The sequence below is a fragment of the Actinomycetospora sp. 2LY8.5 genome (genome assembly GCF_057180585.1).
In genome coordinates, this window is the sequence record NZ_JBXUHE010000004.1 from 231,094 (window position 1) to 247,713 (window position 16,620).

Consider the following 16,620-nt stretch of genomic DNA (forward strand, 5'->3'; position numbering starts at 1 on the left):
GCGCCCTCAGCTCGCGAGCGCCGCGTAGGCGGCGGCGAGGTCGGCCGGGTCGGGGCCCTCGAGGCGGCCGGGGTTCGCGAGGCCGTCGAGCACGACGAAGCGCAGCAGCGCCCCGCGGGACTTCTTGTCCACTCGCATCGTGGCGACGAGGTCGTCGAACGCCTCGGCGGGATAGGTCGTCGGGAGACCGACCGCACGCAGCGTCGTCGCGTGCCGGTCGGCGGTCGCGTCGTCCAGACGCCCGGCGCGACGGGCGAGCTCGGCGGCGAACACCAGGCCCACCGACACCGCCTCGCCGTGGCGCCACCGGTAGTTCTCGCGGCGCTCGACGGCGTGGCCGAGCGTGTGGCCGTAGTTGAGGATCTCGCGGAGGTGCGACTCACGGAGATCCGCGGCGACCACGTCGGCCTTGACCCGCACCGACCGCACGACCAGCTCGCCCAGCGCGTCGCCGGCCGGATCGAGGGCACCGTCGGGGTCGGCCTCGACGAGCTCGAGGATCGCCGGGTCCGCGATGAACCCGGTCTTGATCACCTCGGCCATCCCGGCGGCGAGCTCGGGACGGCTCACGGTGGCGAGGGTGTCGAGATCGGCGACGACCGCGGCGGGCTCGTGGAACGCGCCGACGAGGTTCTTGCCGGCGCCGGTGTTGATCCCGGTCTTGCCGCCGACCGCGGCGTCGACCATGGCGAGCAGCGTGGTCGGCACGTGCACGACCCGGACACCGCGCATCCAGCCGGCGGCGACGAAGCCGACGAGGTCGGTGGCCGCTCCCCCGCCGACCGCCACGAGCGCGTCGGAGCGGGTCACTCCGAGCCGCCCGAGCTCCTCCCAGCAGGCGCCGGCGGTGGCGAGGTCCTTGCCGTCCTCGCCCTCGGGCAGCACGAGCAGGTGGGTGCGGGTGCCCGCGGCGTCGAGCTCGTCGCGGACGGCCGCCGCGACGCCGGCGACGGCGGGCTGGTGGCCGACGACGACCGTGGCGGTATCGGCGAGGGTCTCCGCCACCGCTCCGGTGACCCCACGGCCGACGACGACGTCGTAGGGCGCACCGCTCGCGACGTGCAGCCGCCGCTCGGTGAGGGAGCTACCGGCCGGCACGGTCGGTCTCCGGGGAGAGCGCGGCGAGCACCGCGTCGACGACGGCCTCGGGGTCCAGGTCGTCGGTGCCGATCTCGTGGCGGGCGACGGCACGGTAGACCGGCAGCCGCTCCTGGAGCAGCGCCGAGAACGTCGCGCGCGGGTTCACGCCGGCGAGCAGCGGGCGCGCGGTCGACAGGCCGACCCGCCGGACGCCGGCGGCGAGCCCGACCGCGAGGAAGACCACCGGGTGGCCCTCGAGATCCGCGCGCACGCCCTCGGTCATCGGGGCACCGCCACCGAGGGCGAGAACGCCGCGATGCTCGGCGAGGGCGCCCGCGACCGCCTCGCGCTCCATGACGCGGAACGCCGCCTCGCCGTCGGACAGGAAGATGTCGCTGATCGCCCGGCCCTGCTGCGCCTCGACGATCGTGTCGCTGTCGGTGAACGGCACCCCGAGGCGCTCCGCGAGCAGCTGCCCGACCGTCGACTTGCCCGCGCCGGGCGGGCCGATGAGCACCGCGACGGGGCTCACGACTCGCTCCGCAGCAGGTGCGGGTCGATCGCGCCCCGGTAGGCCTCGAGGTTGCGGGCGGTCTCGCGCAGCGAGTCACCGCCGAACTTCTCGAGCGCCGCGTCGGCGAGCACGAGCGCGACCAGGGCCTCGGCGACGACCCCGGCCGCGGGCACGGCGCAGACGTCGGAGCGCTGGTGGTGGGCGACGGCGGCCTCGCCGGTGGCGGTGTCGACGGTCGCGAGGGCACGGGGCACCGTGGAGATCGGCTTCATGGCCACGCGAGCGCGCAGCGGCTCGCCGTTGGTCATGCCGCCCTCGATGCCGCCGGCGCGGTTGGAGGCGCGGCTGACACCGGGCTCGGCGACATGCATCTCGTCGTGGGCGGCGGAGCCGCGGCGCCGGGCCGTCCTGAACCCGTCGCCGATCTCGACGCCCTTCATGGCCTGGATCCCCATGAGCGCCCCGGCCAGGCGCGCGTCGAGCCGGCGGTCGGCCTGCACGTAGGAGCCGAGCCCCACCGGCAGGCCGTGGGCGACGACCTCGACGACCCCGCCGAGGGTGTCGCCGTCCTCCTTGGCGGCGTCGACCTCGGCCACCATCGCCCGCGTCGAGGCCTCGTCGACCGCGCGCACCGGGCTCGCGTCGATGCGCTCGCCGTCACCGGGCATCGGGATGGCGCCGGGGGTGGCGTCGGCGGTCCCGAGACCGACCACGTGCGAGAGCACCTCGACCCCGAGCGCCTGCGCGAGGAACGCCTTCGCCACGGCACCGAGCGCGACCTTGGCGGCCGTCTCGCGCGCGCTCGCCCGCTCGAGCACGGGGCGAGCCTCGTCGAAGTCGTACTTCGTCATGCCCGCGAGGTCGGCGTGGCCGGGACGGGGGCGGGTGAGCGGCGCGTTGCGCGCGCGGCCCTCGATCAGGGCGGGGTCGACGGGGTCGGCCGACATGACCGTCTCCCACTTCGGCCACTCGGAGTTCGCGATCCGGATGGCGACCGGGCTGCCGAGCGTCACGCCGTGCCGGAGCCCGCCCGAGAGCTCGATCTCGTCGGCCTCGAAGCTCATCCGTGCGCCGCGCCCGTACCCGAGGCGCCGCCGCGCCAGCTCGGCCGACACCTCCTTGGAGCTCACCGAGACGCCCGCGACCATGCCCTCGAGCACGGCCGTGAGCGCCGCTCCGTGCGACTCTCCCGCCGTCAGCCACCGCAACACGCGTCCATCGTTCCACGTCACCTCCCCTCACCCGCCCGTCAGGGACGCCGTGAGGACGAGCCACGCCGCCACCAGCAGTGCAGGCCCGAACGGGACGCGGCGCGAGCGCTGGATCGACGCCAGCACGAGGACGCCCGTCGCCGCCAGGACGACCGCGAGCACCGGCGCCGTCCAGGACACGGCGGCCAGGGGCGCACCCAGCGACGGGGCGAGCTTCACGTCGCCGGCCCCGAGAGCGGTGGGCACGGCGAGGTGCACCGCGGCGAAGACCGCGCCGGTGGCCACGCCGCCGAGCATCGCCGCGCCGAGCGTGAGCGGGTCGAGCGGGATGAGCGCGGCGAGCGTGGTCACCGCTGCGGCCCCGGTGAGCGCGTCGGGCAGGCGATCGGCGGCGAGGTCGACCGCGCTGCCGGCCACCACGAGCGCGCCCAGCACCAGCTGTGCGGGCAACCAGGCCGTCGGCACCACGTCCGTGGCGACGAGGGCGCACGCCACGGCCCAGAGCACCGCGAGCACCCCGGCGCACGCGAGCGCCGGGACCAGCGCCCCGCGTCGCAGGCGCGCGAGCCACGCCCGGATCGCGAGCCCACCGAGGGCTCCCGCTGCCCCACCCGCCGCGCCGGCGAGCACCACGTCCCTGACCACGTCGGCGAGCGTGCTCTGACCAGGTCCGATTCGTCACGCACCGGCCTCGGAGCCTGTGGACGCATTCGGTCGATGGGGATGGCACCCGACGCAGCGCCGGCCTCCGTCGTCCCGCGAGCCGGGCGGATTCCCGCGAGCCGAGCGGATTCCCGCGAGCCGGGCGGATCTCCCGACGTTGAACGCCGCTGGGGCCGCCACGGCGACACAACCCGGTGCGTCAGTCGCCCGGCGTGTCGCGCGAGCGAGGCTGTGGCGATCCTGGCGTCACACGCCAGCGATGCCGCATCGCTGGCAACCCGGCACCACGCCAAGGCCTCAGGAGGGCAGGGGCAGGAGGGGGGTGTCGGTGGTCGCCGCCAGCGCACGGTGCATCGCCTCGCGAGGCGCCGCCAACCCCGTGAACTGTTCGACCTGGCCGAAGGCCTGGTGCAGGAGCATGTCGAGGCCCGTCGCCACCGCGAGCCCGCGGGATGCGGCCGCGGCGGCCAGGGGGGTCGGCCACGGGTGGTACACCGCGTCCAGCACGACCGCCCGGTCGGGCAGGGACGCGACGAGCCGGGTGGCCAGCGCCGCGTCGATGGAGCCCGCCGGGGTCGTGTTCACGAGCGCTTTCGTGGTCGCCAGGTCCGAGAGCGCGAGGTCCGCCCACGTCAGCGCCCGCCGCGCGAACCCGAAGTCCCGCGCCACGTCGAGCGTCCCGGCGGCCCGCTCCCGGTCCCGCACCACGAGAGTGACCCCCTCGCAGCCGATCTCGTGGATCCCGCCCAGCGCCGCGCACGCCGTCGCCCCGCTGCCCAGCACCACGGCGTCGGCGGCGAACACGGTCGGCGGGAAGTCGCGCACCCCGGCCGCGCGCAGGGCCCCGGCGATGCCGTCGACGTCGGTGCAGTCCGCGGCCCACCCGCCCTCGCGCGGCACGAGCGTGTTGGCCGCCCCCACGCGCCGCGCGCGCCACGAGACCGAGGACGCCGTCTCCAGCGCCGCCCGCTTGCCCGGCATCGTCACCGACAGCCCGGCCCACGAGGCGTCCCGTGCCGCGACCCACCCGGGCAGCTGCTCGGCGGTGCACTCCACGGTCTCGTAGGTCCAGTCGTCGAGCCCGAGCGCGGCGTAGGCGGCGCGGTGCAGCACCGGCGAGCGGGAGTGCGAGACCGGCGAGCCCAGGACGGCGGCGCGTCGGGAGACGGAGCGGTCGACGGAGCACGCCGATCCGGGAACTCGACCCATCGCCACCGCTCAGTAGACCCCGCGCTCCTGTGCGAGCCGCCGGTTGGCGTCGTGCTCGGCAGGCGTCACCGCGAAGCACGAGATGCCGTCGGTCTGGCACTTCACGAAGTACACCCACGGTCCCGGCTCCGGCTCCAGCGCCGCCCGCAGCGCGTCCGGGCTCACCGCGCCGATCGGGGTCGGGGGCAGCCCGAGGTTGAGGTAGGAGTTGTACGGGCCGGGGCGGGCGCGGTCGTACGGGCTGGTCAGCAGCGTCTGCCGGTCGAGCGGGTAGTTCACCGTCGAGTCGAACTGCAGACGCATCGGGATCGCCAGGCGGTTGACGATCACCCGGGTGACCTTGGCGAAGTCCGCCGCGACGCCCTCGCGCTCGGCGAGCGAGCCGACGATCAGCGCGTCGTAGGGCGCCATGCCGGCGGTCTCGGCGCCGCGGACGAGGCCACCCGCCTCCAGCCGCGGCGCGGACGCCCGCACGACGGTCTCGAGGGCGTCGCGCGCGCTCGTACCGGGCGCGAGGTCGTAGGTGCCGGGGGCGAGCAGGCCCTCGAGGCGGCGGTTCGGCTCGGCGCGCCGGGCGCCGTCCTGCGCCCAGGTCGGGACCCCGAGCTGCGCCGGGTCGACGTCCGCCATCACCTGGCGGAGCTCCTCGACGGTGGCGCAGCGCTCGGCGCCGGACTCGTCGAGCGTGCAGGTGGCCCGGGAGATCTGGGACAGCACGCCCGGGACGGTCGCGGTGCCGGCGCCGACGGTGTCGTCGAGCTGGACCCCGCTGCGGATCTCCAGGCGCCCGACGCGGCTGGCCGGGTCGAGCAGCGCGGTGACCGCGCCCGCCGAGGACATCCGGCGCGCCAGCTCGTAGAAGCCGGGCTGGATGGCCCGCCCGTTCGGGTCCTCCTCGGCGGCGTCGGCGAAGGCCCGCGCCGAGGCGACCACGTCGGCACGGGCGAGCTCCTCGCCGATCGCGCGGGTGGACGAGCCGTCGGAGACCTCGACGACGACCCGGCCGTCGCCGGGCCCGTCGTAGTCGGGAGGGAACAGGATCGGCCACAGGTCGCGGGTGAAGAACACGCCGCCGATCAGCGCGAGCACGAGCACCGCGGCGACCCCGGGCCACAGCCAACGGCGACGCCGGCGCCGGCCCTGGCGCAGCGCCTCGGTGACGGGCTCGCCGGCGCGGTCCGTCTCGTCGTCGCCGAGCAGCCACCCGGCGTCCGCGTCCGGCGCGTCCTTCGAGACGTCAGGAGGCTGGGACGAGGCCGCCGGCGGCACCCGCCACGCCGCCGCGTGATGCCGGTCGGTCTCGGCGTCCGGGTGCGCGACGTAACGATCGCGCGACACCGCCGTGCGCGCGCGTCCCGTCGTCGCCGACATCCGGATGACCCGCCGCTCACCGTGCGAGCCGTGCGACCCGTGCGTGCGTCCGTCGGGCCGGCCGGGCCCGGGGTGACGTCCGGTCACGAGTCCTCCGCGCGGCGCACGGCCCGGCGCCCGTCGAGGTAGCCCTGCAGGATCTCCACGGCCGCGGCCTGGTCGATCACCCGGCGCTGCTTGCGGCCCTTGACGCCCCGGTCGGACAGCGTCCGGGTGGCCGTCACCGTGGTGAGCCGCTCGTCGGAGAGCACGACCGGGACCGTCAGCCGCTCCGTGAGCGCCTCGGCGTAGCCGCGCGCGGTCTGCGCGGCCGGGCCGTCGCGACCGGCGAGCGTCCGGGGAAGTCCCACGACCACCTCGACCACCTCGTGCTCGTCGACGAGCGCCACGAGCCGGTCCAGGTCGGTACCGGCCTCATCGTGATCGAGGGTAGCGAGCGGCGTGGCGAGCACCCCCGCCGGATCCGAGAGCGCCACGCCCACCCGCACGCTGCCGACGTCGACGCCGAGGCGCCGGCCGGGGTCGGCGGCGAGGTCACCGGCCAGCGAGGTCCACCTCCGCACGGAGGGCGGCGACGGCGTCGTCGATGCCGGCGACACCGCTGCCGCCGCCCTGGGCGAGGTCGGGCTTGCCGCCGCCACGCCCGCCCACCGCGGGGGCGAACGCCTTGACCAGGTCGCCGGCCCCGAGGCCCCGCTCGCGGGCGCCCTCGGTGGTGGCGACGACGAAGGAGACCTTGTCGCCGTCGGGGGCGAAGAGGGCGACGACGGCGGGGCGGACCTGAAACCGACCCCGGACGTCGAGGGCCAGCGAGCGCAGGTCTCCCCCGCCGACGCCCTCGGGCGTGCGGGCGGCGACGAGCGCGACCCCGCCGACGTCCTCGGCGCCGTCGGCGAGCGCGCCGGCCGAGGAGAGGACCTCGCGGGCCCGGACGGCCTCGAGCTCCTTCTCGGCGGCGCGCAGCCGGTCGACGACGCCGGCGATGCGCTCGGGCAGCTCGTCGGGCTGGGCCCGGAACTGCTCGGCGAGCTGGTTGACCAGCACGTGCTCGCGGGCCAGGAACCGGAAGGCGTCGATGCCGACGAGGGCCTCCACACGCCGCACCCCGGAGCCGATCGAGCCCTCGCCGAGCAGCTTGACCAGCCCGAGCTGCCCCGTGCGCCCGACGTGCGTGCCACCGCAGAGCTCGCGGGAGTAGTCGCCGATGTCGACGATGCGCACCTCGTCGCCGTAGCGCTCGCCGAACAGCGCGATGGCGCCGAGCTTGCGGGCCTCGTCCATCGAGGTCACGTAGGGGCGCACCTCGTCGTCGCCGAGGAGCACCGAGTTGACCTCGTCCTCGACGTCGGTGAGCACCGAGGCCGGCACGGCCCCGCCCGGCGAGGTGAAGTCGAACCGCAGCCGGCCCGGGGCGTTGAGCGACCCGGCCTGCGCGGCGGCGTCCCCGAGGGCGCGGCGCATCCCGGCGTGCACGAGGTGGGTGGCCGTGTGCGAGCGCGAGATGGCGTGCCGGCGCTCGATGTCGACCTCGGGGTGCACGGTGGCGTCCCGCAGGGCCTCGCCGGTCACGACGCGGCCGCGGTGGACCTCGAGGCCGGGCACCGGGGTCTGGGTGTCCTCGACGGCGATGACGAAGCCGTCGCCGACGATCCGCCCGGTGTCGGCCTGCTGGCCGCCGCCCTCGGCGTAGAACGGGGTGCGGTCGAGGATGACCTCGACCTCGGCGCCCTCGCCCGCGGCGAGCACCGGCTCGCCGCCCACGATCAGGCCGACGATCGTGGCGTCGGTCTGGAGCAGCTCGTAGCCCAGGAACTCCGTGAGCCCCGAGCGCTCGAGGATGTCGCGGTAGGCGTGGGTGTCGCCCCCGCCGGTCTTGCGAGCGGCGGCGTCGGCCTTGGCGCGGGCCCGCTGCTCGTCCATGAGCGTGCGGAAGGCGCCCTCGTCGACCTCCAGGCCCTGCTCGGCCGCCATCTCCAGGGTGAGGTCGAGGGGGAAGCCGTAGGTGTCGTGCAGGGCGAAGGCACTGGCGCCCGGGATGGTGCTGCCACCCGCGGCACGCGTCTCGGCCACGGCGCCCTCGAAGATCTTCGAGCCCGTGGCCAGCGTGGCGAGGAAGCTCTCCTCCTCGGTGCGGCAGGCGGCGGCGATGCGCTCGTAGGAGGTGTAGAGCTCGGGGTAGGACGGGCCCATCGAGTCGCGGACGACGCCCACGAGATCGACGAGGACCGGCTCGGTGCAGCCGAGGATCCGGGCGTTCCGGATCACCCGGCGCATGAGGCGGCGCAGCACGTAGCCCCGGCCCTCGTTCCCCGGGGTGGCGCCGTCGCTGATGATCATCGCGGCGGTACGGACGTGGTCGGCGATGACGCGGAAGCGGACGTCGTCGGCCTCGTCGTCGCCGTAGCGCCGGCCGGTGAGCTCCTGGGCCCGGTCGATCACCGGGCGCAGCAGGTCGGTCTCGTAGACGTTGTCGACGCCCTGGAGCAGGAAGGCCACACGCTCGACGCCGAGCCCGGTGTCGATGTTCTTCTGCGGGAGCTCGCCGATCGGCTCGGCCCCGTACTTGGGGCTGGCCTCGCCGCGGACGTCCTGCATGAAGACGAGGTTCCAGATCTCGAGGTACCGGTCCTCGTCGGCGACCGGGCCGCCCTCGACCCCGTACTCCGGGCCGCGGTCGTAGTAGATCTCCGAGCACGGGCCGCCGGGACCGGGGATGCCCATGTCCCAGTAGTTGTCCCGGCCGTCGCGGCGCTGGATGCGCTCGGGTGGCAGGCCGGCGACCTCCTGCCACAGGCGCTCGGCCTCGTCGTCGTTCTCGAAGACCGTGACCCAGATCCGCTCGGGGTCGAAGCCGAAGCCCCCGTCGTCGAGGCTCCCGGTGACCAGCGACCAGGCGTGGCGGATCGCGCCTTCCTTGAAGTAGTCGCCGAAGGAGAAGTTGCCCGCCATCTGGAAGAACGTGTTGTGGCGGGTGGTGTGGCCGACGTTCTCGATGTCGCCGGTGCGCACGCACTTCTGGATCGACGTGGCCGTCGTCCAGGGGGCCGGCGCGTCACCGAGGAAGTACGGCTTGAACTGCACCATCCCGGCGTTGACGAACAGCAGCGTCGGGTCGTCGAGGATCAGCGAGGCGCTGGGGACGGGGGCGTGGCCGGCGTTCTCGAAGTGGGCGAGGAAACGGCGGCGGATCTCGTGGGTCTGCACGGTGTCCTGCTCGGGGAAAGATGCGGGTGAGGGCGCGAGGGCGCGGGGACGTGCTACTCAGCGGGCGTGTGAGTCTCCCCGCCGGGGCGCTCGCGCGTGGCGGGCCGACGACGGCGTGACGCCGGGCCGCACGGGAATCTCGGTCGTGTCCTCCACCATCGTGTACAGCTCCTCGGAGCGCTCGTTCATTCCGGCGCGCACCTCCGCGCCGAACGCCCCGAGACCCGCGCCGAGCTCGCGCAGGCCCTCCCCCAGGCTCGCGCCCACACCGGCCGGCGTGGCCTTCTGCGTCATCTCGTTGACCTTGCGGGTGGCCGTGACGCCCACCGCCACGCCCACGCCGACCCAGAACAGACGCCTCATGCGCGCACACTCCGCTTCGATTTGCGGCCCTTGGCCGGCGGCGCGTTCTTGAGCTTGCGCGCCTGCTGGGCCTTGCGCAGCCCGTAGGACAGGGCGGCGACCTTCACCAGCGGCCCGCCGAGCGTCGCCGTGAACAGCGTGCTCAGCGCCTTGGTGTTGGCCGCGACGGCCTGGGCGCTGGCGGTGACGCCGTCGACCCGCTCGAGCTGGGTGTTCACCGTGGTCAGCGTGACCCCGGCGTCCGAGAGCAGCGGTTCGGTGCCCTCGTGCGCCTTGCGGATCGCGATCGTCGCCTCGTCCAGCGTCCGGCCGAGCTTGATCAACGGGATGGCGAGCAGCACCACCAGGATCACGAATGCCACCGCAGCGACGATCGCCGCGATCTGGCCGACCGACACGGGTCCTCCTCGGGTGCTGGGTGCGGTACAGGTCCCCGGACCGACGCCCGACGACACCACCCGGGGGCGGGACGCGGACGACACCTGGCGCAGGTGGCGGCAGGTTACCCTGCGCCGTCCGGGCGATTTCCGGCCCCGCCGGGCCTCCGATGATCAGCACTCGATCAACAGGGCGGCAACCCCAGGCCGCCCCGGTACGCCGGCGCGAGGTAGACCTCGGAGATGTAGCCGACCCGTCCGTCGGGGGCCCGCACGCCCAGCCAGAGCTCGGACACCGCGGCGTTCGGGTTCTGCCCGATGTTCGTCGAGGTGACGTCGGCGTTGGTGATCACCTCGCCGGTGAGCTGGCAGACCGCGACGACGGTGGAGCCGCTGCCCACGTCGGTACCGGGGATCTTGCAGCCGGGCAGGTTCGCGCACCGCGCCACGGGCCGGGACGACAGGTACGAGGGAGTCCGGTCCTCGACGAGCGCCCCGTCGCCGATCGCGACGCGGTTCTGGACGACGACGGTGCGGTACACCGGCGGGTCCGGCGCGGCGGCGAGCACCAGGACGAGCGCGGTCGCGAGGCCCGCCACGAGCGCGACGAGCACGGTGAACACCGCGATCTCGCTCCGGCGGCGGGTGGGGCGGCGAGGTGGGGCGGGGGGCGCCGGTGGCCCGGGCGTCCGCAGGGGCGCGTCGGGCTCGCGCAGCCGATCATGACGCGACCGCCAGGCCGCCACCTCGTCCGACGTGACACCGACGGCGCCGAGCACGTCGGTGACGAGGTCCGCGTTCGGCAGCCCCGGCCCACGCGTCGCTGCGGCGATCGTCGACTTGCCCCACCCGGAGAGCTCCTCCGCCCGCCGGAACGACACGTCCCGGGCGCGCAGCGCGTCGCGGAAGTCCCCGCAGAAGCGTTCCGGGGAGTCCCGTCCCCCGGGCTGTCCCGTCTGTGGTCCCACACCCTCGCCGTCGATGACGTCCCCCTCAGGTACCCCTGCGGTCCCCCCGGACCCCACGCGTGATCATCCGGCACGACGGGCCCGATGCCCAGCCGCCGTCCGGCCGCTGTCCGGGACGACGCCCGGACGGCGCCCGGACGCCGCAGGACGCGTCCCCGGAAACCCTGCGGTGATCGCCCGCGAAGATGCGTGCGAGGCCACCGCGATCGTCGGGGGGCGGTGGCCCCGCGCTCGAGGTGCCGCGGGCAGCCGGGGGGCGTGCCCGCGGCACCTCACGCGTCAGCTCCCCACCGCTACGTCGAGACCGCTACGTCGAGCCGGGTCCCCGCACGACCTCGCGGAGCCGGGCCAGCCGCTCGGAGCGCTCACGCTCGTCGCCGCGCCCGCCGGGGCGGTAGTAGTCGCGGCCGACCAGCTCGTCGGGCGGGTACTGCTGGGTGACGACCCCGGCGCGCTCGTCGTGCGGATAGACGTAGCCGACGGCGTTGCCCATGGCCTGGGCGCCCGCGTAGTGGCCGTCGCGCAGGTGGGGCGGGACAGGTCCGGCGGCACCGGTGCGCACGTCGCCCATCGCCTCGTCGATCGCCGTGATCACGGCGTTGGACTTCGGCGCCGTCGCGAGGTGGATCGTCACCTGCGCCAGGTTGATCCGGGCCTCGGGCAGGCCGATGAGCTGCACCGCCTGGGCCGCGGCCACGGCGGCGGGCAGCGCGGTCGGGTCGGCCAGGCCGATGTCCTCGCTGGCGTGCACGACCAGCCGGCGCGCGATGAACCGCGGGTCCTCGCCCGCGACGATCATGCGGGCGAGGTAGTGCAGCGCGGCGTCGGGGTCCGAGCCACGGATGGACTTGATGAACGCCGAGATGACGTCGTAGTGCTGGTCGCCGGCGCGGTCGTAGCGCACGGCGACCTCGTCGACGACCCGCTCGACGTCGGCGAGCGTGATCTCCACCGGATCGCCGGGCTCGGTTTCGCTGCGTCTCCCGCCGGTCCCCCCGACCGCGTCGGCGGCGGCCTCGAGCGCGGTCAGCGAGCGCCGCCCGTCGCCCGCCGCGAGCCGGACGAGGTGGGCGCGGGCGTCGGGGTGCAGGGTCACGGCCGCGCCGAGCCCGCGGGGATCGGCGACGGCACGGTCGAGCAGCGTGCCGACGGCCTCGTCGTCGAGGGCGTGCAGACCGAGCACCAGGCTGCGCGACAGCAGCGGGGCGACCACGGAGAAGCTCGGATTCTCGGTGGTGGCGCCGACGAGCAGCACCACGCGGTCCTCGACGGCGGCGAGCAGGGCGTCCTGCTGGGTGCGCGAGAAGCGGTGGATCTCGTCGATGAACAGCACGGTCTGCGTCGGCCGCCCACCCGACCCCGCGGCGGCGAGGCGGCGGCGCGCGACCTCGATGACCCCGCGCACCTCCTTGACCCCGGAGTTCAGCGCGCTGAGCGACTCGAACGCACGCCCCGTGGCCTGGGAGATCAGCCGCGCGAGCGTGGTCTTGCCGGTGCCGGGCGGGCCGTGCAGGAGCACCGACGCCGGCGCGGCGCCCTCGACGAGCCGGCGCAGCGGCGCGCCGGGCGCGAGCAGGTGCTGCTGCCCGACGACCTCGTCGAGGCTCGCCGGGCGCATCCGGACCGCCAGCGGCGCGGCGACGCCCTCGGCCGCCGGGGGCGCGTCCGCCGGTCGAGCTCCCCTCTCGGCGTGCTGCCCTGTTCGCTGCGTCTCCCACCGGTCCTCCACCACCCCGCGCGTCACCGGGCGGTCGGGGTCCGGGCCCTCGTGGACCGGCTCCGGCGCCGCGACCTCGAACAGGCCCTCCTCGCTCATGCTCCGCACGGTACTGACGCCCCTGACGGGTGACGCTCCACCGGTCCGCGGCCCGTCGACGTCGACCCCGACGGCGACGAAGGTTGCCTTGGCCGTGGTGCTCCTCCCGACGGTGCCGACACCCGCCGACTAGGGTTCCCCCATGCGCGAGATCCTCAGCGTGCTCGAGTCCGACGCCCGTGCCACACCCGACCGGATCGCGGCGCTCACCGGGATCGCACAGGACGAGGTCCGCGCGCAGATCGCGGCGTGGGAGGCCGAGGGCGTCATCCGCCGCTACAAGACCGTCGTCGACTGGGACCGCTTCGGTGACGAGCGGGTCCGGGCCTTCGTCGACGTCACCGTGGCGCCCGAGCGGGGCCGCGGGTTCGACGACGTGGCCGAGCGGATCGCGAAGTTCCCGGAGATCCGTGCGGTGCACCTGGTGAGCGGGGCGCAGGATCTGCGCGTCGAGGTGGAGGGAGCCTCGATGAAGGAGGTCGCCGACTTCGTCGCCCAGAAGCTCTCCGGCGTCGACCGTGTCACCGCGACGAGCACCCACTTCCTCCTGCGGCGCTACAAGGAGGACGGCGCGCTGCTGACCGAGCCCGAGCCCGACCAGCGTCTCTCGGTGATGCCGTGAAGCCACAGAAGCCACAGAAGCCACAGAAGCCACAGAAGCCACTGTCGCGGGTCGTCGAGGCCTGCCCACCCTCGGGCATCCGGAAGTTCTTCGACCTCGCCCAGACGATGAAGGGCGTGATCACCCTCGGCGTCGGCGAGCCCGACTTCCCGACGCCGTGGGGCGTGCGCGAGACGGCGATCCACGCGCTGACCCGCGGGGCGACGACGTACACGGGCAACTCGGGCCTGCTCGAGCTGCGCGAGCTGATCTGCGCGGACCTCGAGGCGCGGCTCGGCATCACCTACCGTCCCGCCGACGAGTGCCTGGTGACCTCGGGGGTCTCCGAGGGGCTCGACCTGGCACTGCGGGCGCTGATCAACCCGGGCGACGAGGTGATCGTCCCCGAGCCGTCCTACGTCGCCTACCAGCCGTGCGTGGCGTTCGCCGGCGGGGTGGCGGTGCCCGTGGCGATGGACCCGGCGGAGGGCTACCGGCTCGACGCCGAGCGGATCGCGGCGGTGGTGACGCCGCGGACCAAGGCGGTGCTGTTCGGGTCGCCGTCCAACCCGACGGGCGCGGCGCAGTCGGCGGCGGACCTCGCGGCGCTCGCGGAGCTCGCCGAGCGCGAGGACTTCTGGCTGGTCAGCGACGAGATCTACGACCGGCTGACCTACACCGGCACGCACACCAGCACCGCCGCGCTCCCGGGCGCGTGGGACCGGACGGTGCTGCTCAACGGGTTCTCGAAGTCGTACGCGATGACCGGCTGGCGCGTGGGCTACGTGTGCGCGCCGGAACCGCTCGCGGCGCTGATGCACCGCATCCACCAGTACACGATGCTGTGCGCGCCGCACGTCAGCCAGGTCGCGGCGATCGAGGCGCTGCGCAGCGCCGAGCCCGACGTCGCCGAGATGGTCGCCGACTACGACCGCCGGCGGCGGCTGTTCGTCAAGGGTCTCGACGAGCTCGGGATGGCGTGCCCGGAGCCGGGCGGCGCGTTCTACGCGTTCCCGTCGATCCGGGCGAGCGGGCTGTCGTCGCAGGACTTCGCCGAGCAGCTGCTGAACGAGCAGAAGGTGGCCGTCGTGCCGGGCGACGTCTTCGGCCCCTCCGGCGAGGGCCACGTCCGCTGCTCCTACGCCACCGCGCTCCCCCTGCTCGAGGAAGCCCTCGAGCGCATCGGCCGCTTCCTGTCGTCCCGCATGTGAGCACTTTCCGGGCGTATAGGCCCGGAAAGTGCTCACATGGGGTCAGTTGAGCTTGCGGGTGCCCTCGGGGAGGCCGCCGCCGGCGTAGGCGTCCTCGGCGAGCTTCGCCAGGGCGGTCAGCGCGACGTTCTGGCTCCACGGGCCGAAGGAGCAGCGGGCGACCCCGAGCTCCGCCAGCCGCGAGGTCCCGGGCATCCCGGGCACGCCGATGACGTTGACCTTGCGCTCGCCCAGCTCGGACACCAGCGCCTGGATCGTCTCCTCGTCGAGCTTGCCGGGCACGAAGAACGACGTGGCGCCCGCCTCGAGGTAGGCGCGCCCCCGCTCGATCGCGTCGTCGAGGACGACCTTGGGGTCGCGGTCGCCGCCGCGCACCCAGGCGTCGGTCCGAGCGTTGAGCGCGAACGGCACGCCCGCCTCGTCGGCCGCCGCGACGGCCGCCTCGACGGCCTTCACCGACTCGGACAGCGGCTTGAGCCGGTCCTCGAGGTTCGCGCCGGCGATCCCGACGTCGATGGCCCGGGCGATCGTGCCGCCCGGATCCCCGTAGCCGGCCTCGAGGTCGGCGGTCACCGGCAGCTCGGTCTGCCGGGCGATCAGCCCGACCTCGCTGATCATCTCGTCGCGCGGGATCACCTCGCCGTCGGGGTAGCCACGGGACGCGGCGATGCCGTGGCTGGCGGTGGCGAGGGCCGTGGTGCCGGGAGTGTTCGCGACCGTGGTCGCCGTGATCGCGTCCCACACGTTGACGACCACGAGCAGCTCGGGGTCGGAGTGCAACCGGCGGAGTTCAGCTGCCTTGTCAGCGGTGCTCATGATCCCCCGGTACCCACGGGGAAAGGGTGTCCATACTGTGAGTCGCCCCTACGTGACAGGTCCACTTACCGGGTCCCCACCCCGCTGGCAGCCTGACTGACCTCGGCGGACCACCACCTGCCACACCGCCGTGGACCGGTCGGGGGACGCCGTGACCACATTCACCGCACACGACGACACCACGGTTCACATCCTCTGGATGAATGCGGGCCTCTCGTGCGACGGCGACTCGGTGGCCCTCACGGCCGCGACGCAGCCCAGCATCGAGGAGATCGCCCTCGGCGCACTGCCGGGCATGCCGAAGGTGGCCGTGCACTGGCCGTTGATCGACTTCGAGTCGGGCCCCGTGGACGGCGACGAGTCGTTCATCGACTGGTTCTTCAAGGCCGAGCGCGGCGAGCTCGACGGCCCGTTCGTGCTGGTCGTCGAGGGGTCGATCCCGAACGAGGCGATCAAGGCCGAGGGCTACTGGTGCGGGTTCGGCAACAACCCGATGACCGGGCAGCCGATGACGACCAGCGAGTGGATCGACCGGCTCGCCCCGAAGGCGCTGGGCATCCTCGCGGTCGGCACGTGCGCGACCTACGGCGGCATCCACGCGATGGCGGGCAACCCGACCGGCGCGATGGGCGTCGCGGACTACCTGGGCTGGGACTGGAAGTCGTCGGCCGGCCTGCCGATCGTCAACGTCCCGGGTTGCCCGGTGCACCCGGACAACCTCTCCGAGACCATCCTCTACCTGCTCTACCAGGCCGTCGGGTCGGCGCCGATGATCCCGCTGGACGAGGCGGGCCGGCCGACGTGGCTGTTCGGCGCCACCGTGCACGAGGGCTGCGACCGCGGCGGCTACTACGAGCAGGGCCAGTTCGCCTCCGAGTACGGCTCGCCGGAGTGCCTGGTGAAGCTCGGCTGCTGGGGCCCGGTCGTGAAGTGCAACGTCCCCAAGCGCGGGTGGATCAACGGCGTCGGCGGCTGCCCGAACGTCGGCGGCATCTGCATCGGCTGCACCATGCCCGGCTTCCCGGACAAGTTCATGCCCTTCATGGACGCCCCGCCGGGCAGCAAGGTCTCCGGCGCCGCGAGCGGGGCTTACGGGACCGTCATCCGCAAGCTGCGTGGCATCACGGCGAAGACGGTCGACAAGGAGCCGCGCTGGCGCGCGAGAGGCCGGCGTCTGACGACCGGCTACCAGCCCACGGCCTTCTGACGCACCCGG

General features: G+C 74.4%; 16 protein-coding genes. 3 read left to right on the forward strand and 13 right to left on the reverse strand.

The features are described from left to right. Positions 1-6: 6 nt before the first annotated feature. The 12 genes from aroB to AC2A1K_RS07530 all read right to left on the reverse strand — a co-directional run bounded on the left by aroB (position 7) and on the right by AC2A1K_RS07530 (position 12,776). Complete coding sequence (gene aroB, locus AC2A1K_RS07475) at positions 7-1,098, reverse strand: 3-dehydroquinate synthase (RefSeq protein ID WP_483895676.1); 1,092 nt, start codon at positions 1,096-1,098, stop codon at positions 7-9. After that, the gene (locus tag AC2A1K_RS07480) at positions 1,085-1,612 is read right to left on the reverse strand and encodes a shikimate kinase (protein WP_483895677.1); all 528 of its coding nucleotides are present in this window, start codon (positions 1,610-1,612) and stop codon (positions 1,085-1,087) included. The genes aroB and AC2A1K_RS07480 overlap by 14 nt, the downstream gene beginning before the upstream one ends. Next, positions 1,609-2,805 (reverse strand): chorismate synthase, encoded by a 1,197-nt coding sequence (gene aroC, locus AC2A1K_RS07485; RefSeq protein ID WP_483895678.1) that lies wholly within the window; start codon positions 2,803-2,805, stop codon positions 1,609-1,611. The genes AC2A1K_RS07480 and aroC overlap by 4 nt, the downstream gene beginning before the upstream one ends. A gap of 27 nt (positions 2,806-2,832) precedes the next feature. Beyond that, entirely contained in the window at positions 2,833-3,450 is a 618-nt protein-coding gene (locus AC2A1K_RS07490; RefSeq protein WP_483895679.1) for a prepilin peptidase, read from the reverse strand. A 315-nt stretch (positions 3,451-3,765) separates the two neighbouring features. Beyond that, on the reverse strand, positions 3,766-4,677 hold the full coding sequence (locus AC2A1K_RS07495) for a shikimate dehydrogenase (protein ID WP_483895680.1): 912 nt from the start codon (positions 4,675-4,677) through the stop codon (positions 3,766-3,768). A gap of 9 nt (positions 4,678-4,686) precedes the next feature. After that, entirely contained in the window at positions 4,687-6,135 is a 1,449-nt protein-coding gene (locus AC2A1K_RS07500) for an endolytic transglycosylase MltG (protein ID WP_483895681.1), read from the reverse strand. Beyond that, on the reverse strand, positions 6,132-6,611 hold the full coding sequence (gene ruvX, locus AC2A1K_RS07505) for a Holliday junction resolvase RuvX (RefSeq protein ID WP_483895682.1): 480 nt from the start codon (positions 6,609-6,611) through the stop codon (positions 6,132-6,134). The genes AC2A1K_RS07500 and ruvX overlap by 4 nt, the downstream gene beginning before the upstream one ends. Next, entirely contained in the window at positions 6,583-9,252 is a 2,670-nt protein-coding gene (alaS, locus tag AC2A1K_RS07510; protein ID WP_483895683.1) for an alanine--tRNA ligase, read from the reverse strand. The genes ruvX and alaS overlap by 29 nt, the downstream gene beginning before the upstream one ends. A gap of 57 nt (positions 9,253-9,309) precedes the next feature. Then, entirely contained in the window at positions 9,310-9,615 is a 306-nt protein-coding gene (locus AC2A1K_RS07515; RefSeq protein WP_483895684.1) for a hypothetical protein, read from the reverse strand. Next, complete coding sequence (locus AC2A1K_RS07520; RefSeq protein ID WP_483895685.1) at positions 9,612-10,013, reverse strand: DUF948 domain-containing protein; 402 nt, start codon at positions 10,011-10,013, stop codon at positions 9,612-9,614. The genes AC2A1K_RS07515 and AC2A1K_RS07520 overlap by 4 nt, the downstream gene beginning before the upstream one ends. Before the next feature lie 164 nt (positions 10,014-10,177). Continuing rightward, positions 10,178-10,960, reverse strand: a complete 783-nt coding sequence (locus AC2A1K_RS07525) for a hypothetical protein (RefSeq protein WP_483895686.1) — start codon at positions 10,958-10,960, stop codon at positions 10,178-10,180. Between the two features lie 307 nt (positions 10,961-11,267). Further along, the gene (locus tag AC2A1K_RS07530; protein ID WP_483895687.1) at positions 11,268-12,776 is read right to left on the reverse strand and encodes a replication-associated recombination protein A; all 1,509 of its coding nucleotides are present in this window, start codon (positions 12,774-12,776) and stop codon (positions 11,268-11,270) included. Between the two features lie 142 nt (positions 12,777-12,918). On the opposite strand from AC2A1K_RS07530, the gene AC2A1K_RS07535 reads away from it, so the two are divergent. Both AC2A1K_RS07535 and AC2A1K_RS07540 read left to right on the forward strand, forming a co-directional pair. Beyond that, the gene (locus AC2A1K_RS07535; protein WP_483895688.1) at positions 12,919-13,398 is read left to right on the forward strand and encodes an Lrp/AsnC family transcriptional regulator; all 480 of its coding nucleotides are present in this window, start codon (positions 12,919-12,921) and stop codon (positions 13,396-13,398) included. After that, a complete protein-coding gene (locus AC2A1K_RS07540) occupies positions 13,395-14,588 on the forward strand; it encodes an aminotransferase class I/II-fold pyridoxal phosphate-dependent enzyme (RefSeq protein ID WP_483895689.1) in 1,194 nt (397 codons plus the stop codon). The genes AC2A1K_RS07535 and AC2A1K_RS07540 overlap by 4 nt, the downstream gene beginning before the upstream one ends. Positions 14,589-14,630: 42 nt before the next feature. Here AC2A1K_RS07540 and AC2A1K_RS07545 read toward each other — a convergent pair whose 3' ends face one another. Next, a complete protein-coding gene (locus tag AC2A1K_RS07545; RefSeq protein WP_483895690.1) occupies positions 14,631-15,404 on the reverse strand; it encodes an isocitrate lyase/PEP mutase family protein in 774 nt (257 codons plus the stop codon). Between the two features lie 199 nt (positions 15,405-15,603). Between AC2A1K_RS07545 and AC2A1K_RS07550 the strand changes: the two genes are divergently transcribed. Further along, complete coding sequence (locus AC2A1K_RS07550; protein ID WP_483895866.1) at positions 15,604-16,611, forward strand: NADH-quinone oxidoreductase subunit B family protein; 1,008 nt, start codon at positions 15,604-15,606, stop codon at positions 16,609-16,611. The last annotated feature ends 9 nt before the right edge of the window (positions 16,612-16,620 follow it).

Bases quoted from the DNA above. Each gene is read 5' to 3' on its own strand.
- AC2A1K_RS07495 (WP_483895680.1), bottom strand. From the start codon at position 4,677: ATGGGTCGAGTTCCCGGATCGGCGTGCTCCGTCGACCGCTCCGTCTCC.
- AC2A1K_RS07515 (WP_483895684.1), bottom strand. From the start codon at position 9,615: ATGAGGCGTCTGTTCTGGGTCGGCGTGGGCGTGGCGGTGGGCGTCACG.
- AC2A1K_RS07530 (WP_483895687.1), bottom strand. From the start codon at position 12,776: ATGAGCGAGGAGGGCCTGTTCGAGGTCGCGGCGCCGGAGCCGGTCCAC.
- AC2A1K_RS07535 (WP_483895688.1), top strand. From the start codon at position 12,919: ATGCGCGAGATCCTCAGCGTGCTCGAGTCCGACGCCCGTGCCACACCC.
- AC2A1K_RS07545 (WP_483895690.1), bottom strand. From the start codon at position 15,404: ATGAGCACCGCTGACAAGGCAGCTGAACTCCGCCGGTTGCACTCCGAC.
- AC2A1K_RS07550 (WP_483895866.1), top strand. From the start codon at position 15,604: ATGAATGCGGGCCTCTCGTGCGACGGCGACTCGGTGGCCCTCACGGCC.